This is a genomic window from uncultured Tyzzerella sp. (genome assembly GCF_963558545.1).
Lineage (GTDB): Bacteria > Bacillota > Clostridia > Lachnospirales > CAG-274 > Tyzzerella.
The window spans coordinates 1-23,890 of the sequence record NZ_CAUWHO010000019.1; the positions used below are offsets into that span (position 1 = coordinate 1).

Here is a 23,890-nt window from a genome sequence, read left to right on the forward strand (position 1 = left end):
TATAAGTATAATTTTAATGTTAAGAATATACTACCTGTATTATACCCACACTTATTAGATTTAGTAATAGAAGTAGATTAAAGTTAAAAACAGAAATATAATTTATTAAATCTTAAAATTTATATTAATTAAGCTTATTAATTTTTTATTTAAATATTAAGTTTCTATAAATTAAAAAATAATTATAAAAAAATATAAATAAAAAACGGTTGTATAATGTATTTAGTGGCAGTGAAAAAAATCACTAAAGCTAAACATTATACAACTTTTTTTGTTTGTGCAATTTTTTAGGAGTGGAAATATGAATGAATTTAAAAATAACACCTGAAATAGTGAAAAAAGAAAATAGAACAGAAGTTATACTTTATGTATAGGTTATACTAAAGTATACAAAAAAATATGGGAGAGTGTTAAAAATATGATATAATAAAATAATAAATAGAATAAGAGGTTAAGATATGAGATACTAAGAAGAATTTAAAGAACAAGTTATAAAATTATATAATAATGGCAAATCAGCAAATTAAATAATGGAAGAATATGACATATCTAGTAGTGAATTATACATATGGATAAACAACTATAATAAAACAGGCTCATTTAAGGCTAAAGATAATGGAACTAAAGAAGAAAATGAACTTATTGAATTAAGAAAAAAAGTTAAACAATTAGAAATGGAAAATCATATTTTAAAATAACTAAATAAAAAATACTAATAAATCTAATGAGTAAAGAATTATAATAGATTTATTAGTAAAACTTAACAATGAAAAAATAATTGATAAAAAAATTATTTATTAATATCGAGTAATTAAAAAAAATAGCCTCAACTATTGACAAACAACCTTTAAATTTTTAAGCTTAAATTATATATAAATTTAATTTTTGATATATGTATAGTGTTTTTATATATTGTTAAATAAAAAATAAAAGGTATATATTATATACCTTTTATTTTTTATTTTTTATTTTTTATCTTTTCAAGGGTTTCTTTTAGACAATTAAATGTTTGTTCGCTTATTATATGTTCCATTTTGCAAGCATCTTCAGCTGCTACGTCTACATCAACACCTATAGTTGTTAAAAATTCTTTTAATATACAATGTTTCTCATATATATTTTCAGCAATTTCTTTTCCTTTTTCTGTTAGCATTATTTGATTTATATTCCCTATTTCTATATACCCAGAGGCTTTTAATAAGGACATAGCTCTACTAACGCTAGCTCTAGAGAAGTTAAGTTCATTAGCTATATCTACAGAGCGTGCTATACCGTTTCTTTTTTGCAAAACAAGAATAGTTTCTAGGTAGTTTTCACCAGATTCTTGTATTTTCATTAAAACACCTCACTTATAATAGTTTAGATTATAATATCATATAATAATTAAATTTTCAAGTTTATTGTTTATTGTTTCTATCAACATTTGTGTTTTTTAATATTACAAATAAAATAATAAAGGATACTAACATTAGCATATGTGCTATACCAGCCATACCAGATATAGCAGCGTTAGCACCAGAGGATATATTAACATTTAAAACTTGTATTACCCCTCTTATAATCATCATAATAATCATAAAAGGTAATGATATATTATAAAACCTTAAAAATGTTTTAAATTTTTTATGACTTAATAAATCTGTGTTTATAGAAAATAATGAAAGTATTAAAAATAATACTGTGCCAAGTGTTAATAAATGTGAGTGTGTAAAAGATAATGTTGTTTTATCTGTAAAGTTAAAAAATTTTGTAAACTCTCTATAAAATACACCAGAAATCATTGCTAAGATAAAATAAATAAATGAAATATTAATTAATTTTTTCATAAGTTTTTCTCCTTAAAAGTATAAATTTATTTAGTTTTAAAATAGTTATACCCAAACAATAAGCCTGCTAAAAATAATGCTGAGCCTAAGCCAGAATAAAAAACTGCAATAAACACGTCTGGTGCTAAATGTAATATTCTTATTAAAATACCAAAAGTTATCATACAGGCCATAATAATAAAAGATTTTTTATCAAAAACATTAAGGAAAAACTGTAAATCTTCTGTAAAATTATTTATCCTTTTGGTATGCTTAAAAACTAGTTTACTAAATACCATAAACCAAAACATTGAAAAAACTGCTAGAGATAATACTATATTAAATATACTTATATAATCCTTATAGGTAACTATACCTATTCTTAAAACGTTAAATCCTGCTATAAGCCAAATAAAGCTTGCTATTAATAATAATGTATGTTTTTTAACTTTCATAGCTAACCTCCTAAAAATTAATATATTTTAAAATTATAGACAATGTTAATTATATATTAATAGATAATTATTGTAAAGAAATTAATAATGTTAAAAGATAATTTTTTATATTTTGATATATAAAAATTTTTATTGACAAAATATGTTAGTAGAGCTAAAATTAAGTTAGCTAAAGCTAATAAATATTGGGTGGTTTATTAGTACTAAATTTATAAAGGGGTAGTAACTATGAAAGAACTAAGCCAAATAGAAATTGGTAAAAATGTAAAAGTTATAAAAGTTGTTGGAGAAGGTGCTCTTAAAAGACGTATTATGGATATGGGTATAACAAAAGATGCCAATATTTTTCTTAGAAAAACAGCTCCATTAGGAGACCCTATAGAAATATCTGTAAGAGGGTACGAGCTTACAATAAGGAAAGAAGACGCAAAGATAATACTAGTGGAGGAGTGTGAATAAAATGGCTATAAATATTGGTTTGGTTGGCAACCCAAACTGTGGTAAAACAACTATGTTTAATAATTTAACAGGTAGTTTCCAATATGTAGGTAACTGGCCTGGGGTTACAGTAGAAAAAAAATCTGGTACAGTTAAAAATAAAAAAGATGTAAATATTGTAGACTTGCCAGGAATTTATTCTTTATCTCCGTATACATTAGAAGAAGTTATAACAAGAGATTATATTATGGAAGAAAAGCCAAATGTTATAATAAATATTATAGATGCTTCTAACCTAGAAAGAAATTTATACCTTACAACACAAGTTATTGAAATGGGTATACCTACAATAATTGCACTTAATATGATGGATATTGTTAAAAAGAATGGAGAAACAATAGATGTTTCTAAACTATCAAAAGCTATTGGGTGTCCTATTATAGAAACATCAGCCTTAAAGGGTGATGGTTTAAATATACTTATAGAAAAAGCTTTAGAAATTGTAAACAAGGATACAAATAAAAATTTAGATATATTTTCTGAAAAAATAGAAGATGTTTTATCTCAAATAGAAGATACTATACATATAGATAAAGATAAAAGATGGTATAGTATAAAAATTTTTGAAAGAGATAAAAAAGTTTTAGAAAAAATAAATTTATCAGAAGATGAATATAATAAAATAGATAATATAATAAAACAAATAGAAACAGAATTTGATGATGAAAGTGAAAGTATAATTATAAATGAAAGATATAAATATATAACAGATTTGACATCTCAAATAGTTTCTAGAAAATCTAATGAAAGTAATAGTATATCTACAAAATTAGATAATATTTTAACTAATAAATATTTAGGACTACCTATATTTTTTGGTGTTATGTTTTTGATATATTATATATCTGTAACAACTATTGGAACAACGGTTACAGACTGGACTAACGATGTATTTTTTGGGACATATGTTAATGGCTTTGTAGAAGAAGTTTTAGGAAGCTTAAATGTAGCAGAATGGTTAAATAGCCTTATTATAGACGGTATAGTAGGAGGGGTTGGAGCTGTATTAGGCTTTGTACCTCAAATGTTTATTTTGTTCCTCTTTTTATCTTTACTAGAAGACTGCGGATATATGTCAAGGATTGCATTTGTTATGGATAAAATATTTAGAAAAGTAGGGTTATCTGGCAAATCTTTTATACCTGTTCTTATAAGTACAGGTTGTGGAGTTCCTGGTATTATGGCATCTAGGACTATAGAAAATGAACGTGATAGAAAAATAACAGTAATGGTTACTACATTTATCCCTTGTGGAGCTAAATTACCAGTTATAGCACTTTTTGGGGCAGCATTATTTCCTAAAAATCCTTTAATTGGTCCATCTGTATATTTTTTAGGTATTGCTATGATATTAATATCTGGCTTAATACTTAAAAAATTAAAATCTTTTAGTGGAGATACATCTCCATTTATTATGGAATTACCTAAATATCACATACCCTCTGTAAAAACAGTTTTAAGGCATATGTGGGATAGGGTAAAAGCATTTATTATTAAAGCAGGAACAGTAATATTTGCTATGTCTGTTATAGTATGGTTTTTAAGTAGATTTAATTTTTCATTTACTATGGTAGATGTAGAAGATAGTATATTAGCTACAATAGGTAAAATGGTAGCACCTATATTTGCTCCTTTAGGCTTTAACAACTGGCAGGCAACTGTTGCTACATTAAATGGGCTTGTAGCTAAAGAGCAATTAGTTAGTACTTATGGGGTGTTATTAGGCTTAGGTGAAGAAATTACAGAAACAGATGCAGGCTTAATAGCTCAAATATCTTCTCTATTTACAACAGTAAGTGCATATTCTTTTGTAGCATTTAATATGCTATGTGCACCTTGTTTTGCTGCTATTGGTGCTATAAAAAGAGAAATGGGTAACTGGAAATGGACATTTATAGCTATAGGGTATCAAACTTTACTTGCGTATCTTGTTGCTTTTGTTATATACCAATTGGGTAACTTAATGTTAGGTGCAGGGTTTGGCATTGGGCCAATATTAGCTATATTAGTTGTAATATTTACCCTTTATATGATGTTTAGAAAAAGTAAACATTAATTTATTAAGAAGGTGATTTTTTGGTAACATATATTATTTTAGGTATAATAATATTACTTTTTGTACTTGCTATTATAAAAATAGTAAAAGATAAGAAAAAAGGTAAATGTTGTGGTTGTGGAAACAGTAATGGTTGTTCTGGTTGCAATCACCATTAAGAATAAAAGGCTATTAAAGGTAAAACTTTAATAGCCTTTTATTTATATAAATTTATGTAAATATATGGTTTTTAATATATATTATTCAAAAAATTCATTTTTACAATTAAATTGTAACTTATTTTTTTATACTTCATATTATTAAGTATGGAGGTGATAAAATGGATTTTGAAGGGGTTAATATAGGATATGCGTTAACGGGTTCTTTTTGTACATTTGAGCAGACTATCGAGCAAATAAAAAGACTTGTAGAATTAAAGGCTAATGTTTATCCTGTTTTTTCTTTTAATTCTCAACAAATAGATACAAGATTTGGAAAAGCAGAAGATTTTATGGAAGAAGTAGAAAAAATAACTGGTAATAAAATTATAAAAACTATAGCACAGGCAGAACCATTAGGACCTAAAAATTTTTTAGATGTATTTATAATAGCACCTTGTACAGGAAATACTATAGCAAAAATGAATAATGGTATATGTGACACACCCGTTTTAATGGCTAGTAAGGCACATATAAGAAACAACAAGCCTGTTATAATAGCAATATCTACAAATGATGCTTTAGGAGCTAATATGGAGAATATAGCTGGTATGATAAATAAAAAAAATATATACTTTGTTCCTTTTGGTCAAGATGATTACATTAAAAAACCTAAATCTATTGTGGCTCACTTTGACAAAATACCAGAAACTATATATAATGCGTTAAGAGGACAACAGTTACAGCCAATATTAAAAGAATATAATTAAAAAATAATAGAGTATATTTTATACTCTATTATTTTAATATATCATTATAAAAATAATTTTATTATAACAAAATAAATAATAATAAAATAAAAAATTTGTCGAATTTAATAAAAAAGTTATAAATAATTACATATACAATACAAATAATTACAACAGTAAAAATATTTTAGGGAATTATGCACATACAATTAATAATATTTGTCGAAAATTTATAAAAAATATAAAATAAGCTAATAAATATACTTAATAAGAATACTTAATGATATGTATTTATTGTAACTAATATAAAAAATACATATAAAAAAAACTTTACTTTTTTAAAGAAATAAGTTAAAATATGAAAGATAAAGGAGAGTTGATTATGGTTTTTGACAAATTATTTACACAAAATAGAATATTAGAAACAGCTATGCAGGCTACACAATATAAAAATCAAGTTATATTAAATAATATGGCCAATATAGACACGCCTAATTATAAAAGCAAGACAGTAAATTTTGAAACTGCTCTTTCTAGAGCAATAGAAGAAACTAAAGAAACAGGTGTAAATCATATGGATAAAGTTATGCCTAGTTTAAAAGTAACTACAAAACAAAATAGCACAACTCTTGATGGTAATAGTATAGATATAGAAACAGAGATGATAGAATTTTACAAGAACTCAACAAGATATGATTTTATAGTAAACAGTGTTCTTTCTAATTCCAATAGAACTAACATTGTATATACTACGTTTAAATAATTATTTAGGAGGATAAATTATGTCGTTTTTTGATAGTTTAAATACGAGTGCAACAGGGCTTACAGCACAAAGCTTAAGAATGGATATAATAAGCCAAAATATGACTAATATAGATACAACAAGAACAGCAGAGGGTGGGCCTTATAAAAGAAAAACTGTTATCTTTAAAGAAATATCTAATGATAAAAACACTTTTAGACATATGTTTAATACAGCATTAAACAATAATGCTAATAATGACAGTATATCTGGTGTTAAAGTAGATAGAATAGCAGTGGATAATACAGAGGGGATTAAAGAATACAACCCTAACCATCCAGATGCAGATGAAAATGGGTATGTAGAAAAACCTAACGTTAATGTAGTTGAAGAGATGGTTAATATGATTTCTGCTAATCGTGCTTATGAAGCTAATATTACTGCAATAAATATTACTAAAAGTATGATAAATAGGACGTTGGAAATAGGTAAATAGTTATAGGGGGATAAATAATGCTTATAGAAAATAATATACAGGCAATAGGGAATGGACTAAAATTTACAACAGATGTTAATGTAGATAAAATGTCAAAAACAGACCCTTTTAGTAAATTTTTCGACCAAGCAGTTAATCTACTAGATGAAACAAACGTTATTCAAAAAGATGTAGAACAAAAACAGATAGATTTTATAACAGGAAAATCTGATGATATGATAGCACTTTCTATGGCTCAATCTAGAGCTAACTCTGCTATACAGTTTACATCACAAGTAACAAACAAAATATTAACAGCTTATCAAGAAATTATGAGGATTGCCATTTAGGTAATATAAAATATAAATAACAAATTATTTGTATGATAATACATTATATTTTGTTTTACACAAAATACTTATATGAGGTGTGAATATGCATGAAAAACTATTAAGTTATAAAGCTAAAATTGCTGAAAAATGGGGAAATATAGATAAAAGTTTAAGAAAAAAAATAGTTATTATTGCTATTGGACTTATAGTTATACTAGGACTTTTATTATATATTAGTTTCAAACCTCAGTGGATTGTTTTGAAATCTAATGCAGACCCAGAAACTATAGGGCGAATAGAACAAATACTAAATGATAATCAGGTGAAAAATAAATTACTAGATAGGGGTACTGGTATAGAAGTATTGGAGAAGGACGAAAGTAGGGCTAAAATACTTATTGCTAGTAGTGATATAGGTAAAGAAGGTTTAACATTTGATGATGTTTCTGCTAATATTGATATAGGTATGACAGAAAATGATAAAAAACAACAATATCAAAGATTAAAAGAAGCTGAAATGGAACAACTTATAGAAAGTTTTGAAAATGTAAAAGAAGCTAGTGTTAAATTAGCTTTACCGGAAGATACAGTTATATTTAACAATAATAAAAAAGAAGCTAGTGCAGGGGTTACTCTTAATGTAGATAATACATTTACGGAAGAACAAGGTATTACAATTGCAAACCTTATTGCTAGTAGTGTAGAGGGTGTTAAAATTGAAAATGTTACAATAGCAGATACAAAAGGTAAAATGCTATATTCTGGTAAAGAAAGTAATGGTATTAGTCATTCTAAAAAAGAGGAAATAGAAAAAAATAAAACTGTTGAAATAGAGACTAAAATACAAGATGCATTAAAGCCTTTGTATGACGAAGTTAAAGTTATATCTAGCGTTAAGTTTGATTGGGATAAAGTGCAAGAAAGAAACCTTGTGTTAACACCTCCTGTTGCAGATGCTACGGTTGGAGTTCCTAAAAAACAGAAAGAACAAACAGAAAGCGTTGTAAATGGACAAGTAGGTGCAGAGCCAGGCATAGAATCTAATGATAAAACACCAACAAACTATGCTATGGGTGGCAACAATACAGGTACTTATGATGGGGCTAATAAAGAAACAGAATATGGCTATAATGAAAATGAGCAATTAAAAGAAATTTCTGGTGGTAGCTTTGTACCAGAAGAATCATCTGTTGCCGTTACAGTTTATAAATATAAATATTATAACGAGGCAGATTTAATAAAAAATAAAACTATAAATAAAGACCTTAGCTGGGAGCAATTTAAAGAACAAAATAATAAACCTATTTTAATAGCTATGGACCAAGAACTTTTAGATACTATAAAAACTGGGACAGGCATAGATAGTGTAACTCTTACAGGCTATGAAAAACAAATATTTATAGATAAAGTTAAACAACCTATAAAAGTAGAACAAATAATAGTATTAATAATTTTAGTTATATTAATAGCTTTACTTGCTCTTGGTCTTATTAAAAAGGCTCAACCAGACGAAATTGAAGAGATTGAACCAGAAATATCTATAGAAGACCTTATAGCAACTAATAAAAGGGAAGATGAAGAAGTTGCAGAGCAACTTGCGGGTATTAATGAAGTTGAATCTGAATTTAAACTTAAGATTGAAGACTTTATAGATGAAAATCCAGAAGCAGCAGCTCAACTTCTTAGAAATTGGCTTAATGATGAATGGGAGTGATAAAATATGTCTAGCTTATTAGAAGAATATAGAGGCAAAACTAAAGCAGCTATGTTATTGGTATGTTTAGGACCAGAAAAGTCTGCAAAGGTATTTAAACATCTTAAAGAAGAAGAAATAGAAGCTTTAACTCTTGAAATAGCTAGCCTTAATGCTATATTACCAGAAGTAAAAGAAGAAGTGCTAGAAGAGTTTTATCAAGTATGTATTGCTCAAAAGTATATTGTTGAAGGTGGTATAGGCTATGCTAAGCAACTTCTAGAGCGTTCTTTTGGAGATGATAAAGCAAACGAAATTATATCTAAACTTACAGTTTCTTTACAAGTTAGACCGTTTGATTTCATTAGAAAAGATGATATTACACAAGTTATAAACTTTATACAAAATGAACACCCTCAAACAATAGCTTTAATATTATCTTATTTAAAGCCAATGCAAGCAGGGGAAATTTTATCATCTTTAGCACCAGAAAAACAAGCAGATGTTGCTAGAAGAGTTGCTATAATGGATAGAACAAATCCAGATATTATAAAAGAAGTAGAAATTGCTCTTGAAAAGAAAATATCTACTCTTATGACAGCAGAGTATACAGATGTTGGAGGTATAGATGCTATCGTAGAAATACTTAATTCTGTTGATAGAAATACAGAGAAAAACATTATGGATACTCTTGAAGCAGAAGAAGTTGAACTTTCTGAAGAAATTAAAAAGAAAATGTTTGTATTTGAAGACTTATTATCTCTTGATAATAGATCTATACAAGTTGTTCTTAGGGAAGATATTGACCAAAAAGACATTGCTACAGCTCTTAAAGGGGCTACAGAAGAGTTACAAGCACTTATATTTAACAATTTATCTAAACGTTTAGCATCTATGATAAAAGAAGATATGGACTTTATGGGACCAGTTAGAAGAACAGATGTTGAAGAAGCACAACAAAAAATTGTTAATGTTGTTAGAAGACTTCAAGAAACAAACCAAATTGTTATTGCTAGAGGTGGAGGAGATGATGTAATTGTCTAGGGTATTAAAAGCATCTTATATAACTATTGATAATAGTGTTGTTATAGACAATACATTTAATCCTGTAACTAATAAAGAAGAGCAAATATTAGCAGAAGAACAGTATATAGAAAATGAAGAATTGGAAAAAAATTCTAATGATATATATAATGAAAAAATAGAAGAAGAACTTAATGAACTAAAGCGAAAAATAATAGAACAAGCTAATGAAGAAGCCAATTTGATAATAGAAGAGGCAAAAATAAAAGCTAATATAGATGCAAATGATATAAAAAGAAAAGCTCAAGAAGAGATGAATATAAAAGCAGAGGTAATGTATAAAGAGGGATTAGATAAAGGTTATCAAGAAGGTGTTGAAAAAGCTGAAAATGATTGCCAAGCAATAAGACAAGAGGCACAAGATATCCTTAATAATACAAAAAAAGAAAGAGAAGATACAATTAATAATTTAGAATCTGAAATAATAAACTTTATTTTGGATACAACAAAAAATATATTAACTAATTCTTTTAAATTTAATCCTAACATTATATCATTACTTATAAAAAAAGGACTGCTTTCTATTAAAGAAATAAAAAATTTGAAAATTTTTGTATCGGAGAGTAATTACAGTTTTGTAGAAGAAAATAAACAAAATATACTTGAAATAGATACAGAAAAAAACAACATAGAAATAATAAAAGATACGTCACTAAAAGATACAGATTGTGTAATAGAAACAGAAGTAGGTACTATACAATGTAATATAGATGAACAACTTTCATCTGTAAAAGAAGCTTTACATTATATATTAAATTAAAATAAGGTGAAATTATGTTTAATGTAAATATAAATAAATATAGATATATATTAGAAAAAGACTATGTTAGAAAATTAGGTAAGGTTTCAAGAGTTGTTGGGCTTACAATAGAAGCCGATGGACCAGATGTTAGTATTGGAAATTGCTGTAAGATAAATACTAAAGATGGCAAAAGTGTATTAGCAGAAGTTGTAGGGTTTAAGGACAAAAAGATATTACTAATGCCTTATGGAGATATAGAAGGGGTAGGACTTGGTAGTATTGTGCAAGGGTTTGACTATCCTCTTAATGTTAAAGTATCTAACAATTTATTAGGTAGGGTATTAAACGGACTAGGAGAACCTATGGACCATAAAGGGCCAATAGAAGCTTTAAACGAAGTATCTACAACAAATGTTCCACCAGACCCTTTGTCAAGAAGCCGTATAAAAGAACAACTATCACTAGGTGTTAAGGCTATAGATGGACTTTTGTCTATAGGTAAAGGACAAAGGGTTGGTATATTTGCAGGTTCTGGTGTTGGGAAAAGTACACTTATGGGTATGATAGCTAGAAATACTAGCGCATCTATTAATGTTATAGCATTAATAGGCGAGCGTGGTAGAGAGGTTAAAGAATTTATAGAAAAAGACCTTGGAGAAGAAGGCCTTAAACGTTCTGTACTTGTTATAGCTACATCAGACCAACCAGCTTTAGTAAGGCTTAAAGCAGCACAAGTTGCAACATCTATAGCAGAATATTTTAGAGAGCAAGGTAATGATGTTTTATTACTTATGGACTCTTTAACAAGGTATGCTATGGCTCAAAGGGAAGTGGGACTTGCCATAGGCGAACCACCCGTTTCTAGAGGATATACACCTTCTGTTTTTTCTATTATGCCAAAACTTTTAGAAAGAGCAGGAAATTCTGATAAAGGTTCTATAACAGGACTTTATACAGTATTAGTTGATGGTGATGATTTAACAGAGCCAGTTACAGATACAGCAAGGGGTATATTAGACGGGCATATTGTACTTTCAAGAAAATTAGCAAACAAAAACCATTATCCAGCAATAGATGTATTAGCAAGTGTATCTCGTGTTATGAGTGATATAGTTACAAAAGAGCATAAAAAAAATGCCTTTGAAATTAAAAAACTTATGGGTACTTATTCTGAAGCGGAAGACCTTATTAATGTAGGTGCATATGTTTCTGGAAGTAATGAGGATATAGATATGGCTATATCAAAAAGAAAACCTATATTAGAGTTTTTAACACAGTCTACAGAAGATAGCTTTTCATTAGAAGAAGTTGACCAACAAATGATTAAAATTTTAGAGGAATAGTAATATGGCTAAATTTATATTTAATATGCAAGGGCTTTTAAATATTAAAGAAAAGCTAGAAGAACAAAGCAAAACAGAATATGGTAAGGCACTAAGTAAATTAGAACAAGAAAAAAATATACTTTTAAACCTTGAAAGTAAAAAACAAAAAAATATATTAAGCTTTAGAGAAAGTATTAATAACGGTGTTAAGCCAAATTATATTGGTAATATTAATAAATATATAAGTCTTATAGATAAAAAAATAGCAGAGCAAATACAAAATATTGAAAAAGCTAAAGAAGTGGTAGAAGAAAAAAGGTTAGCTTTATTAGAGGCTATGAAGGAAAGAAAAGTTTTAGAAGCCTTAAAAGAAAAAGAAAAAGAAAATTATTTTAAAGAAGAAATTAAAAAAGAACAAAAAGATATTGATGAAATAGTTAGTTATAAATATAATAAGGCTTAGCTTGGAGGTTTATATGGCAAAAAAAAATAAAAAAGTAAAAAATGAGCAAGAAGAGCTAGAGTTAATAGACGAAGAGTTAGAAGAAGATGACGATATAGAAGATTTGCCAAAGAAAAATAAAAAAGGTGGTTGTTTGGTAAAGTTTATAATATTAGTCATTATAATAGCTATGCCTGTTACTCTTATAAGTTTAAATGTAGGCAATATTAGAGATAAATATTTAAGGCCAGGGTTGGAAAGAATACCTATTATAAAAAATTTACTGCCTCCATTAGAAACAGATACAGAAAATGAAACAGAGAATGAAGTTGTAGATGAAAAGCAACATATAATAGATTCTTTAACAAAGGAGATAGAAGGTCTTAATGACGAAATAACAAGATTAAAAGAATTTGAACAAAATCAATTACAATTTAAAGCAGAAAAAGAAGAATTTGATAAAATGATAGCTTTAAATGACCCTAAAGCGTACTCTACATTTTATGAATCTATAGCTCCAGAAAATGCAGAAGAACTATATAAGCAAGCTATAAATAAGGAAGTTACTGATAAAAAGTTTAAGGGATATATACAGACTTTTGAAACTATGAAAAAAGATGCAGTGGCAACTATATTAGAAGAGCTTATTATAACAGATATGGATTTAGTCATAACTATATTGGAAAATGTATCTAGTGATAAGAGAAGTGAAATATTAAGTGCTATGGACCCTAAAAATGCAGCATCTTGCTCTAAGCTTTTAGCACCAATACAATAGTAAAATATTTGAAAGGAGGTGAAAATAAGTGGAATTAACAAGTATGTTTTTAAATCAATTAACAAATAAAACTACTAACAATATGATTAGTACAAATAAAACATCTAGCGACTTTAATGAAGTTTTAGAAAAAGTTGAGAACAAAACATCTAATGTAAAAAAGGATAAAGTAAAAGCAGACAAAAGTTATAGTAAATATAATGATAAATACAAACCATTAGATAGGCCTAAGGACAAACAATCAGTAGTCAAAGATGATGTAAAAGTAGATAAAAAAGAGCCTTTAGAAGACAAAGAAAAAGTTATTGTTATAGATAAGGACTCTTTAGATAAGCTTTCAGATACTTTAGGAATATCATCAGATAAAATAATGGACATATTGTCTAGTTTATCATTATCTATTTCAATGTTACAAGATTCTGAAAATTTAATTAACTTTTTACAAAATGTATTTAATACAGAAAGTCCTGTAGAACTTTTATCTATGGATAACATTAAAGATATTATGAAAAATATAACAGATATAGCAAAAAATATTGACTATACAGATATTATGGCTATAGACGAAAGTATTAAGGATAAAATAAATGACATTATACAAGGAAATAATTTAAAAGATATAACATTATTAAGCTCTAAAGATTCTGATATTCAACAAAAAATATCTGAATTATTAGAAGAATTGAATGGTTCTATTGAAAAAAATATAGAAAATAAAAATATGCTAAATAATGGGTTACAAACAAAAGTTGAATTAGGTATCGATGGTGATAAATCATTAGAAGATTTAGGACAGTTAGATACTAATGGAAAGGCAGAAGAAATTAAAACAAACAATGAAAGAGCTGGATATTATCAAGAAAATAGTAAAAATAATAACCAAAGCTCACTTTTTGAAGAAAAAATTGTTGAAAAAGTTGCAGAGCAAAATAATAAACAAGGAGTTTTTTCAATCTCAGAAGTTAGCAATAGTACAAGAACTTTAAACTTATCATTGCCTAAAACACAAGTATTAAAAAATATTAACACAAGTGATGTTGTTGCTCAAATAATGGAAAAAATAAAATTTTCTATTAAACCAGATATTTCTGAAGTTAAAATGTTATTAAAGCCAGAGCAACTAGGTGAAGTTTCTCTTAAAATAGCTACTCAAAATGGAATAGTTACAGCTCAGTTTATTGCCGAAAATCAAAAAGTAAAAGAAATAATAGAATCTAACTTTAATCAACTTAGAGATATGTTATCAGAACAAGGGGTAGATGTTGGAGCATTAGAAGTAAACGTATCTAATAATGAAGAAGAAACTACATACAATATGTTTGAACAAAATTCTGAAAAAAGCGAAAAAAGAGTAAACAACTTGATAGAAAGTATCTTAAATAAAGAAGAGTTAAACCAACAAAACCAAATAAAAGAAGAACATATTATGGATTCTCAAGTTAATTATTCTATATAAAGAGGTGATATGATGGATAATACGATAAATAATAATATTTTTAATATGGCTAATTATAAAAGTACATCTAATAACCAAAATATAGCTAAAACTAATTCTAACACTAAATCAAAAGAAACTAGTAAAGAAAAGGACACCTCAGGACCTATTGTTGGGTTACCAGAAAATGGTGGAGAAATAAAAAATCCTAGTAATATTAGAGAAGTAAAAACTCAACTTGGTAAAGAGGACTTTTTAAAACTTTTGGTTACACAGTTACAATATCAGGACCCGTTGCAGCCAATGGATAATACAGAGTTTATTGCACAAACAGCACAATTTACAGCATTAGAACAAATGCAAAACTTAAATCAAACTATGACAAATGCTCAAGCTTTTGGAACTATTGGTAAAGGCGTATTTATGGAAACTAGAAACGAGCAAACAGGGCAATATGAAATGATTTATGGTGTAGTTCAATCTGTTGATATAGTTAATGGTAAGCCATATCTAAACCTTGGGGATAAAACTGCTCCATACGAGGATATTACTAGAGTACAAGATGTAGACTTTGGTGATAATTCTGCTATGGTATCTCAAGCTATGGGATTGATTGGTAAGACTATACAAGGTATCAGGGTTGATGATAAGCTAAACCCTGTTGGATATGTAGAGGGTAAAGTAGACTTTGTCAAGTTTGTAGAAGGTATTCCTGTACTAAGTGTTAATGGTAGAGATGTATACTTAGGTGAAGTTGTTTCTGTTTCTGAAAATACATTATTAATAGGCTCTAAGATAAATGCTGCTATAGGAAAAGATGGAGAAGAAACTATAAGTGGCTCTATAGAAGATATTTTATTAAAAGATAATAAAATATTTGTTAAAGTACAAGGTAGTGACAAAGAGATAGAAGTAGAAGATATAGGTTCTTTAGTAAGCTCCATTTCTCTTGTAGGACAACAAGTAACAGCAGATGAAGTTACTGGTAAAGTAGATGGTGTAATTATTAGAGATAAGAAAGTTTATTTACAGGTAGATGGCAAAGAAGTTTCTTATAAAAATATTAAATAGTAGGTGGTGATTTTTTGGCTATAATAAATAATAATTTAATAAATCCAAATTTAGTAAATGCAGTTAAAAAATCTGACCCTACAGTTAATAAGACCTTAAATAATAAAAGTGCTAAAACTTTTAAAGAAATTTTGGAAAACAAGTATGAAAGTACTAATGTATCTTTTTCTAAGCACGCTTCTATGAGGCTTAATTCTAGAAATTTACAGTTATCTAACTCTCAAATAAAAAGAGTAGAAGACGGTATAAAAAGAGCAGAAGAAAAAGGTATAAAAGATTCTCTTGTTTTGGTTGACAATATAGCACTTTTGGTAAGTATAAAAAATAGAACAGTTGTTACGGCAATAGATAACAACATTGAAAAAGTATATACCAATATAGATGGTGCTGTTATAGTTTAAGGCTGGACCTTTAGGAAGCCGATTTTCTTTGAATGACAGATAAGAAAAAACAGCACATATAAGGAGGAAAAAATTATGATGAGAAGTATGTACTCAGGCGTTTCTGGTCTGAGAGTACACCAAACTAAAATGGATGTTATATCTAATAATATTGCAAATATTAATACAGTTGGTTTTAAAAGATCTACAGCTTCTTTTAAAGATAGCTTTAACCAAACATTAAGTTCTGCTAGTTCTGCCAATCAAGATAGAGGGGGTATAAATCCTCAACAAATAGGTATGGGTGCTAATGTAGGTAGTATAGTTAATGTTATGGGGCAAGGTGCTGCTCAAAGAACAGACTATGGTAGTGACCTTATGATAGATGGTGATGGTTTCTTTATTGTTAAAGATGCAACAGGGTTTTCTTTTACTAGAGCAGGTGTTTTTGAAGTAGATGCTAAAGGTAACCTTGTAGACCCAAATGGATTTAATGTTTGTGGTTGGAAAGCTATAGATGACCCAGATAATCCAGGTAAACAAAAAGTAGTTAAAGATAACGTTACGCCTATAAATATATATGAAGGGAATAATTCTTATTCTCCTGCAAAAGCTACAACAAGTATAGAATTTACAGGTAACTTTAACCAAACAACAAATTCAACACAAAAAAATACAATATCATTTTACGATAGCCAAGGTAATAAATACGTTATAAACGTACAGTTTGAAAAAGACCCGAATACTCCAAATGAGTGGACTTTAACTATACCTACAGATGCAGCACAAGGTGGCAATATTGAGGTTACTGTTAATGGAAGTGAAAAAATGTATTTGGCACCTGCTAATCTAACATTAAATCCAAATCCAGCAAAATTAAAATTTAATGCAGATGGAACATTAGAGCAGGCAGGGGCTGCAGGGTCTAAAAGCATAAGCATAGAGAATATTGATTTAGCACAACTTAAAAAGGTTCAAAATGGTCAATTAGTAGATGCTAACTTAGGTGGGGAATTACCTAATAAAACTTTAAGTGTAAATTTTGATAAAGTAACTCAATTTAACTCAAAAGCTAATGTTACATCAGAAACAAAAGATGGTAATACATCAGGTACTATGACTGGATATTCTATAGATGCAAATGGTGTTATTAGAGGTTCATATTCTAATGGAGAAACAAAAATTTTATCTCAAATACCTCTTGCTAATTTTAGAAATCCTGCGGGACTTGAAAAAGCTGGTAGTAACCTTTATAAAGAAACAGGTAACTCTAGTGAGTTTGATGGTATAGGCTTTGAGGCTAGTTCTATAGGCTCTAGATTACAAGGTGGAGCATTGGAAATGTCTAATGTAGACTTATCTTACGAATTTAGTGAAATGATAACTACACAAAGAGGGTTCCAAGCTAACTCTAGAATAATAACAACAAGTGATGAAATGATACAAGAACTAGTAAACTTAAAAAGATAGACTATAGGGTAATGTAGTATATAGCTTTTAATATATTTTAAAAGCTATATACTAATGTTTAAAAAGAGTATAAAATAATCGAAAATAATTAAAAATAATCAAAAATAATTAAAAAAATACTTGAGAAATTGTTGAAAATAGTGTATATTAATAGGATAGAAATATAAAAAAATACTTTCATTTAGGAGAGCGTATATTATGATTGTTTTGACTAAATTAAATGATATAGAAATAGTTGTTAATAGTGATTATATAGAAATTATGCAAGAAACACCAGATACGACAATAACATTAACTACTGGTAGAAAGATTATAGTTAAAGAAGCAGTTGATGATATTATAGATAAGATTATTACATATAAAAAAAGTCTAAAATAAGTTTAGAGGGGAGTAAAATAAAATGGAACTAGGTTTTATTATAGGTTTAGTAGCAGGTATTGGCTTTACATTAATATCTATATTCTTAGCAGGTGATATGAATATAGGAGCAGTAGTTAGCTTTTTGGATGCACCATCTTTTATGATAACAGTTGGGGGGGCTATGTCTGCCGTTATAGCTTCTTATCCATTGCCTAAATTTGTAAATGCTATGAAAAGTGTTAACAAAATATTGAAGCCAGAAACTATTGACCCAATAGCTGCTATAAAAGATGTAATAGAACTTGCTAATGTTGCAAGAAAAGAAGGGTTGCTAGCTCTTGATGACAAATCCGTAGATATGGACCCGTTTTTAAGAAAAGGCATAATGCTTGTAGTTGATGGTACAGACCAGGAATTAGTAAGAAATGTGTTAGAAACAGAAATGGCCTACATAGAAGATAGGCATAAGGATAACATAGGAGTTTGGGAACTTATGGCGTCCCAGTTTCCTGCTTGGGGTATGATAGGTACACTTATAGGACTTGTTATAATGCTTCAAAATATGGATGACCCTTCATCTATAGGGCCTAAAATGGCGGTTGCCTTAATAACTACATTTTATGGTTCATTATTTGCAAACTGGATATCATCACCTGTTGCAAATAAGATGAAATTTTATAGTAAACAAGAAATGTTAGTAAAAGAAGTTACTATAGAAGGTATATTATCTGTTGCAGCAGGAGAAAACCCTCGTATCATAGAAGAAAAACTTAAAGTTTTCATATCACCAACTCTTAGAAGTGAATTTGGTGAAGGGGACAGTGAATAGGGGTTGATTTTATGGCTAAAAAAGAGAAAAAAATAGAAATAAAACAAGGTCTTGCCGAATGGATGGGAACATATGGTGATATGGTTACCTTGTTATTGTGTTTCTTTGTTCTTATGTTTGCCTCGTCTAGTGTTGATGCTGAGAAGTTTAAACAAATAGCGTCTTCGTTTTCTAACAATAAGATAAGTGTAATGACAACAAGTTCCACGTCTATACTAGAGGCTTTAGGTAATGGTATTATTTCAATGCCTAAAGTTGAAGGAAATTCTGATAAAGAATTTGAAAATAAAGGCAAAGAAGAAATGGATAATATGGCTGAAAATTTTAAAACTTATTTCGCAGAAAATGACTTACAGGATAAAATAGAAGTAGAAAAGAATGATAGGTATATAACATTAAACTTTAAAGACGGTATTTTGTTTGAAAGTGGTAGTTCTGATTTAAAAGAAGAGGCTAAAGATATACTATCAAAGGTTGCTGATGAACTATTAAAGTATCCAGATAATCATATAAAAATAGAAGGACATACAGATAATATGCCTATAAACACACCTAGATTTCCTAATAACTGGTATTTATCGGCAGCTAGGTCTATATCAGTAGCTACATATTTTACAAATAATAAAGGTTTTTCTCCAGATAGAATATCTACAGAAGGTTATGGAGAATATAAACCTAAAGCACCTAACGATACTTCAGAAAATAGAGCTATTAATAGGAGAGTAGAAATAAAGGTAATTAGTAAATATTACAATAATGAACTATAATATTAAGGAGGATAATAAAATGGGAAAGAATAAAATGGGAATGGTATTAATAATAATATTATTAGTAGCGTTATTAGTTTTATTTGCTGTTGGCTTTGTTTTTCTCTATAAGGCTATGAACAAAGCTAATGATGGAACAGACAATAAAATAGTTGTTGAGCAAATGGTGTCAGTGGAAGATATAAAAACATTTCCGCTAGGAGAACCTATAATAACAAATTTATTAGAAGGGCCAGATAAAAAAGAACATGTAATAAAATTAAGTGTTAATTTAGGTGTAAATGCTAGTAAAGACAATGCTAAAGATGCAGAAAAGCTTTTAACTACTTTAGATTTACAAAGGACTGTTATAAAAGATATAGTAATAGGTATTTGTTGGAATAAAACTTATGAAGAGTTAAAATCTACAGATGCAAGAAGTGTTCTTAAGGATGAAATATTATTAAAATTAAAAGAAACTTTTGAAACAAATCTTATAGTAGATGTGTATATTGATGAGATTCTTTTCCAATAATATAAAATATTTTAAGGGTAGGTGATATAAAGATGAGCGAAATTTTATCTCAAGAGGAGATAGACAATTTGCTTAATGCTATGGCTAGTGGTGATGATGTCATAGAACAAGCACCTGTAAATGAAAAGAAAGTAAGTATTTATGATTTTGCCAGACCATCTAAATTTGGTAAAGAACAATTAAGAACTCTTGAAATTATATTTGACAATTTTGCCAGAGTATCATCTTCTTTTTTAACAGGATATTTAAGAACTACTACTACAATAGAGGTTGTAAGCTCTGAGCAAGTAACGTATGGAGAATTTAACAATTCGTTACTAAATCCTATTGTTCTTAATATAATAGATTTTAATCCTTTTAAAGGGTCAATTATATTAGATTTATCAGCAACTATAGGATATTCTATGATAGATAGAATACTTGGTGGAACAGGTGAAACTATAAGTAAAACTAGAGATTTTACAGAAATAGAAGTTACTTTATTAACCAAAATAATGGAGAATGTTGTAAGTAGGTTAGAAGAACCTTGGAAACAGGTTTGTGAGGTACACCCACGATTGGAACGACTTGAAACTAATTCTCAATTTGCACAAATTATGTCGCCTAATGAAATGGTTGCTTTAGTAACTTTAAGTATAAAAGTTGGTGATGTAGAAGGGTTAATGAATTTTTGTATACCTTATATTGTTATAGAACCTATAGTGGGTAATTTAAATACTAAGCATTGGTTCTCAAGTGTAGATGAAAACAATGATGGACAGTATAGACCTTTTGTTGAAAAACATTTAGAAGAGGCTAGAATACCAGTATCTGTTGTAGTTGGTAAAACCAATATTACAGTTGATGAGTTTATAAATATTCAAGTTGGAGATGTAATACCACTTGATTCTTATGTAACATCTGATTTTAAAGTTAAAGTTGGAGAATTAACAAAATTTTATGCTAAGCCTGGTGTAAATAAAGGCAAGAATGCTATACAAATAACTTCTATTATTAGGAAGGGGGAATAAAAATGAGCGATATGCTTTCGCAAGAAGAAATAAATGCGTTGCTAGGCGATAGTGTAGCTACAAATGAAGGTAATAATTCTAGTTTAGGTGAAATATTAACAGATGCAAATAGAGATATTTTAGGTGAAGTTGGGAACATAAGTATGGGTACAGCTGCCACAACTTTATCGGCTCTTTTAAACCATAAGGTAGAAATATCTACACCTACAGTTAGTATGGTTAATCCAAAGGAGTTATCTAGCAAATATGATAAGCCTTGTGTAGGTCTTAAGATAAACTATAAAGTAGGATTAATAGGTTCTAACTTACTTATATTAAAACAAGAAGACGTAAAAATAATCGCTAACCTTATGATGGGAGGCGATGGCAAGGTGTCTTTAGACGATGAAGGACTTACAGATTTAGATTTAAGTGCTATATCTGAAGCTATGAACCAAATGGTTGGGTCTTCATCTACATCTTTATCGTCTATGTTAGGATACAAAATAGATATTGATACACCACAAGCTTTTATTTTAACATTTGATGATGATACATTTTTTGAAGAGATTTCTTTTTTAGATGAAAGTTTAGTGTGCAATTCTTTTAGAATGGTAGTACAAGATTTAATTGATAGTGAAATAATGCAGTTGCTACCAATACCATTTGCAGAAAGTATTATAGAAAAACTTACGGTGAATGAAGCTCAACAGTTAGAACAAAAGGAGCCTGTGCCACAACCAGCACCAGCACCAGCACCAGCACCAGTTCAACAATCTGTTAAACAAGCACCACAGCCTGCGCCACAACCAGCACCGCAAATGGTTATGCCACAAACTACACAATCAAGTAACATTATACATGATAATGTAAATGTACAACCAGCACAGTTCCAAAGCTTTGATATGAATGAACTTGCTCAACAAAAAGAAAATATTACTATTATTAGAGATGTACCATTAGAAGTTACAGTAGAGCTTGGTAGAACAAGAAAACCTATTAAAGAAATACTGGAGTTTAATCCAGGTACAATTATAGAGCTTGACAAATTAGCTGGAGAGCCTATAGACATACTTGTAAATGGTAAATTTATAGCCAAAGGAGAAGTTGTTGTTATAGATGAAAACTTCGGTGTTAGAGTTACAGATATTATAAGTACTGAAGAAAGAATATAAAAATATAATTATATATATTAAAAAATTATTATTAAGGAGTGTAATAAAATGTCGAATAATATACTTTTAGTTGATGATGCTGCTTTTATGAGAATGATGTTAAAAGATATTCTCACAAAAAATGGTTATAATGTAGTTGGGGAAGCTGAGAATGGGGCTCAAGCTGTAGAAAAATATAAAGAACTTAAACCAAATTTAGTTGTTATGGATATTACTATGCCAGAGATGGATGGTATAGAAGCAGCTAAAGCTATAAAAGGCGAAGATGCTAATGCTTTAATAATTATGTGTTCTGCTATGGGACAACAAGCAATGGTTATAGAAGCTATTCAGGCAGGTGCTAAAGATTTTATAGTTAAGCCTTTCCAACCGGATAGAGTTTTAGAAGCCGTTAAGAAGGTAATAGGATAATTTATGATAATATTAGCTAATTTAGCAGAGAAAAGCCAAAGTACAAATTTTTTGGAAATGGCTTTTCAGCTTATATTTCTTATTTTTGTGTTTGTTGCAGTTATATTTTTAGCATATTATTCTACAAAATTTATAGCGGGAGCAAAGATAAAAACTATGGAGAAAAATAATATGAAAGTTATAGAAACAATATCTATAGGATTTAATAACATTCATATTATAAAAGTTAATAAGCAATATTTTTTAATTAGTTCTTCAAAAGAAGGTATTAGAATATTATCAGAAATAAATGGAGAAGATTTAATTATAAGCGATAACAACATTAATGTGATACCTTTTGAAAAACAATTTAAACAATATATAAATAATATAAATAAAAAGGACAAAAAAGGAGGTAAATATGAAGAATAAAAAGAATTTAGCTAGGTTGACAAGCTTTTTAGCTATTACTTTTTTTGGCATAATATTTACCTCCTATACTGTTTTTGCAAATAATATCTTGCCAGATATTAGCATTAATGTAGGTGGTAATACAGAAGGTGGAGTAGCTTCATCTATACAATTAATTGTATTATTTACAGTTTTAACGTTAGCACCTTCTATAATAATAATGCTTACTTCTTTTACAAGGATAATTATATCTTTACATTTTTTAAGGAATGCTTTAGGTACACAACAAGTACCACCTAATCAAGTACTTATAGGGATAGCATTATTTTTAACAATATTTATAATGTCGCCTACTATAAAACAAATAAATGAAAATGCATTTACTCCTTATTCTCAAGGGGAAATATCTCAACAACAATTTATAGATGAATCTATGAAGCCTATAAGAGAATTTATGTTTACTCAAGTTAGTGATAAGGATTTAAAATTATTTACAGAGTTATCTGGGATAGAATCTTATGATAATATAGAAGATGTCCCAAGCTCAGTGTTAATACCATCGTTTATATTAGGTGAAATTACAAAAGGTTTTATAATAGGATTTATTATATATATACCTTTTATAGTTATAGATATGGTAGTGTCATCTGTTCTTATGGCAATGGGTATGATGATGTTGCCACCAGCTTTAATATCTGCACCATTTAAAATAATATTTTTTATAATGATAGATGGTTGGAATTTAATTATTGGTAGTATTGTAAAAACATTTACAGGATAAGGGGGA

Annotated in this window: 29 protein-coding genes and 1 pseudogene; 27 read left to right on the top strand and 3 right to left on the bottom strand. The window is 28.3% G+C overall.

What is annotated here, in order from left to right:
• Nucleotides 1–491: 491 nt before the first annotated feature.
• Nucleotides 492–695, top strand: a pseudogene (locus R5Z65_RS04400) (transposase); the annotation flags it as partial.
• A gap of 263 nt (nucleotides 696–958) precedes the next feature.
• Here R5Z65_RS04400 and R5Z65_RS04405 read toward each other — a convergent pair.
• The 3 genes from R5Z65_RS04405 to R5Z65_RS04415 all read right to left on the bottom strand — a co-directional run bounded on the left by R5Z65_RS04405 (nucleotide 959) and on the right by R5Z65_RS04415 (nucleotide 2,260).
• The gene (locus tag R5Z65_RS04405) at nucleotides 959–1,336 is read right to left on the bottom strand and encodes a metal-dependent transcriptional regulator (RefSeq protein WP_317367299.1); all 378 of its coding nucleotides are present in this window, start codon (nucleotides 1,334–1,336) and stop codon (nucleotides 959–961) included.
• A 61-nt stretch (nucleotides 1,337–1,397) separates the two neighbouring features.
• The gene (locus tag R5Z65_RS04410) at nucleotides 1,398–1,826 is read right to left on the bottom strand and encodes a DUF2871 domain-containing protein (protein ID WP_317367301.1); all 429 of its coding nucleotides are present in this window, start codon (nucleotides 1,824–1,826) and stop codon (nucleotides 1,398–1,400) included.
• A gap of 26 nt (nucleotides 1,827–1,852) precedes the next feature.
• The gene (locus tag R5Z65_RS04415; RefSeq protein ID WP_317367302.1) at nucleotides 1,853–2,260 is read right to left on the bottom strand and encodes a hypothetical protein; all 408 of its coding nucleotides are present in this window, start codon (nucleotides 2,258–2,260) and stop codon (nucleotides 1,853–1,855) included.
• A gap of 228 nt (nucleotides 2,261–2,488) precedes the next feature.
• Here R5Z65_RS04415 and R5Z65_RS04420 point away from each other — a divergent pair, with 228 nt between their 5' ends.
• The 26 genes from R5Z65_RS04420 (at nucleotide 2,489) to fliP (ending at nucleotide 23,884) form a co-directional block, all read left to right on the top strand.
• Nucleotides 2,489–2,719: a FeoA domain-containing protein gene (locus tag R5Z65_RS04420; RefSeq protein ID WP_317367303.1), complete on the top strand. Its 231-nt coding sequence runs from the start codon at nucleotides 2,489–2,491 to the stop codon at nucleotides 2,717–2,719.
• Between the two features lies 1 nt (nucleotide 2,720).
• The gene (feoB, locus tag R5Z65_RS04425; RefSeq protein ID WP_317367304.1) at nucleotides 2,721–4,814 is read left to right on the top strand and encodes a ferrous iron transport protein B; all 2,094 of its coding nucleotides are present in this window, start codon (nucleotides 2,721–2,723) and stop codon (nucleotides 4,812–4,814) included.
• Nucleotides 4,815–4,834: 20 nt separating this feature from the next.
• Nucleotides 4,835–4,972, top strand: a complete 138-nt coding sequence (locus R5Z65_RS04430) for a FeoB-associated Cys-rich membrane protein (RefSeq protein WP_317367305.1) — start codon at nucleotides 4,835–4,837, stop codon at nucleotides 4,970–4,972.
• A gap of 161 nt (nucleotides 4,973–5,133) precedes the next feature.
• A complete protein-coding gene (locus R5Z65_RS04435) occupies nucleotides 5,134–5,721 on the top strand; it encodes a dipicolinate synthase subunit B (RefSeq protein ID WP_317367306.1) in 588 nt (195 codons plus the stop codon).
• 361 nt (nucleotides 5,722–6,082) lie between these two features.
• Nucleotides 6,083–6,463, top strand: coding sequence for a flagellar basal body rod protein FlgB (gene flgB / locus R5Z65_RS04440; protein ID WP_317367307.1), 381 nt, complete (start codon nucleotides 6,083–6,085; stop codon nucleotides 6,461–6,463).
• 19 nt (nucleotides 6,464–6,482) lie between these two features.
• Entirely contained in the window at nucleotides 6,483–6,938 is a 456-nt protein-coding gene (gene flgC, locus R5Z65_RS04445) for a flagellar basal body rod protein FlgC (protein WP_317367308.1), read from the top strand.
• 17 nt (nucleotides 6,939–6,955) lie between these two features.
• Entirely contained in the window at nucleotides 6,956–7,267 is a 312-nt protein-coding gene (locus R5Z65_RS04450) for a flagellar hook-basal body complex protein FliE (protein WP_317367309.1), read from the top strand.
• Nucleotides 7,268–7,352: 85 nt separating this feature from the next.
• A complete protein-coding gene (locus R5Z65_RS04455; RefSeq protein WP_317367311.1) occupies nucleotides 7,353–8,963 on the top strand; it encodes a hypothetical protein in 1,611 nt (536 codons plus the stop codon).
• 6 nt (nucleotides 8,964–8,969) lie between these two features.
• A complete protein-coding gene (gene fliG, locus R5Z65_RS04460) occupies nucleotides 8,970–9,986 on the top strand; it encodes a flagellar motor switch protein FliG (protein WP_317367312.1) in 1,017 nt (338 codons plus the stop codon).
• Entirely contained in the window at nucleotides 9,979–10,785 is an 807-nt protein-coding gene (locus tag R5Z65_RS04465) for a FliH/SctL family protein (RefSeq protein WP_317367313.1), read from the top strand. Before fliG ends, R5Z65_RS04465 begins: the two co-directional genes overlap by 8 nt.
• A gap of 14 nt (nucleotides 10,786–10,799) precedes the next feature.
• The gene (gene fliI / locus R5Z65_RS04470; RefSeq protein ID WP_317367314.1) at nucleotides 10,800–12,110 is read left to right on the top strand and encodes a flagellar protein export ATPase FliI; all 1,311 of its coding nucleotides are present in this window, start codon (nucleotides 10,800–10,802) and stop codon (nucleotides 12,108–12,110) included.
• A gap of 4 nt (nucleotides 12,111–12,114) precedes the next feature.
• The gene (gene fliJ, locus R5Z65_RS04475; protein ID WP_317367315.1) at nucleotides 12,115–12,555 is read left to right on the top strand and encodes a flagellar export protein FliJ; all 441 of its coding nucleotides are present in this window, start codon (nucleotides 12,115–12,117) and stop codon (nucleotides 12,553–12,555) included.
• A gap of 13 nt (nucleotides 12,556–12,568) precedes the next feature.
• Nucleotides 12,569–13,312, top strand: coding sequence for a hypothetical protein (locus tag R5Z65_RS04480; protein ID WP_317367316.1), 744 nt, complete (start codon nucleotides 12,569–12,571; stop codon nucleotides 13,310–13,312).
• A 28-nt stretch (nucleotides 13,313–13,340) separates the two neighbouring features.
• Nucleotides 13,341–14,768, top strand: a complete 1,428-nt coding sequence (locus R5Z65_RS04485) for a flagellar hook-length control protein FliK (protein WP_317367317.1) — start codon at nucleotides 13,341–13,343, stop codon at nucleotides 14,766–14,768.
• Between the two features lie 9 nt (nucleotides 14,769–14,777).
• On the top strand, nucleotides 14,778–15,818 hold the full coding sequence (locus R5Z65_RS04490; RefSeq protein ID WP_317367319.1) for a flagellar hook capping FlgD N-terminal domain-containing protein: 1,041 nt from the start codon (nucleotides 14,778–14,780) through the stop codon (nucleotides 15,816–15,818).
• 14 nt (nucleotides 15,819–15,832) lie between these two features.
• Nucleotides 15,833–16,219 carry a TIGR02530 family flagellar biosynthesis protein gene (locus tag R5Z65_RS04495; RefSeq protein ID WP_317367320.1) on the top strand — a complete coding sequence of 129 codons (387 nt, stop codon included), beginning with the start codon at nucleotides 15,833–15,835 and terminating at the stop codon, nucleotides 16,217–16,219.
• A 75-nt stretch (nucleotides 16,220–16,294) separates the two neighbouring features.
• Entirely contained in the window at nucleotides 16,295–17,668 is a 1,374-nt protein-coding gene (locus R5Z65_RS04500; RefSeq protein ID WP_317367321.1) for a flagellar hook protein FlgE, read from the top strand.
• A gap of 198 nt (nucleotides 17,669–17,866) precedes the next feature.
• Entirely contained in the window at nucleotides 17,867–18,046 is a 180-nt protein-coding gene (locus R5Z65_RS04505) for a flagellar FlbD family protein (RefSeq protein WP_317367322.1), read from the top strand.
• Nucleotides 18,047–18,068: 22 nt separating this feature from the next.
• Nucleotides 18,069–18,857 (top strand): motility protein A, encoded by a 789-nt coding sequence (locus tag R5Z65_RS04510; RefSeq protein WP_317367323.1) that lies wholly within the window; start codon nucleotides 18,069–18,071, stop codon nucleotides 18,855–18,857.
• A gap of 11 nt (nucleotides 18,858–18,868) precedes the next feature.
• The gene (locus R5Z65_RS04515) at nucleotides 18,869–19,624 is read left to right on the top strand and encodes a flagellar motor protein MotB (RefSeq protein ID WP_317367324.1); all 756 of its coding nucleotides are present in this window, start codon (nucleotides 18,869–18,871) and stop codon (nucleotides 19,622–19,624) included.
• A 19-nt stretch (nucleotides 19,625–19,643) separates the two neighbouring features.
• On the top strand, nucleotides 19,644–20,138 hold the full coding sequence (locus R5Z65_RS04520; RefSeq protein ID WP_317367325.1) for a flagellar basal body-associated FliL family protein: 495 nt from the start codon (nucleotides 19,644–19,646) through the stop codon (nucleotides 20,136–20,138).
• A gap of 32 nt (nucleotides 20,139–20,170) precedes the next feature.
• A complete protein-coding gene (fliM, locus tag R5Z65_RS04525) occupies nucleotides 20,171–21,148 on the top strand; it encodes a flagellar motor switch protein FliM (RefSeq protein ID WP_317367326.1) in 978 nt (325 codons plus the stop codon).
• A gap of 2 nt (nucleotides 21,149–21,150) precedes the next feature.
• On the top strand, nucleotides 21,151–22,302 hold the full coding sequence (gene fliY, locus R5Z65_RS04530; RefSeq protein ID WP_317367327.1) for a flagellar motor switch phosphatase FliY: 1,152 nt from the start codon (nucleotides 21,151–21,153) through the stop codon (nucleotides 22,300–22,302).
• A 48-nt stretch (nucleotides 22,303–22,350) separates the two neighbouring features.
• Nucleotides 22,351–22,713, top strand: a complete 363-nt coding sequence (locus R5Z65_RS04535; protein WP_317367328.1) for a response regulator — start codon at nucleotides 22,351–22,353, stop codon at nucleotides 22,711–22,713.
• A 3-nt stretch (nucleotides 22,714–22,716) separates the two neighbouring features.
• Entirely contained in the window at nucleotides 22,717–23,124 is a 408-nt protein-coding gene (locus R5Z65_RS04540) for a flagellar biosynthetic protein FliO (RefSeq protein ID WP_317367329.1), read from the top strand.
• Entirely contained in the window at nucleotides 23,114–23,884 is a 771-nt protein-coding gene (gene fliP / locus R5Z65_RS04545; RefSeq protein WP_317367330.1) for a flagellar type III secretion system pore protein FliP, read from the top strand. Before R5Z65_RS04540 ends, fliP begins: the two co-directional genes overlap by 11 nt.
• Nucleotides 23,885–23,890 lie beyond the last annotated feature (6 nt).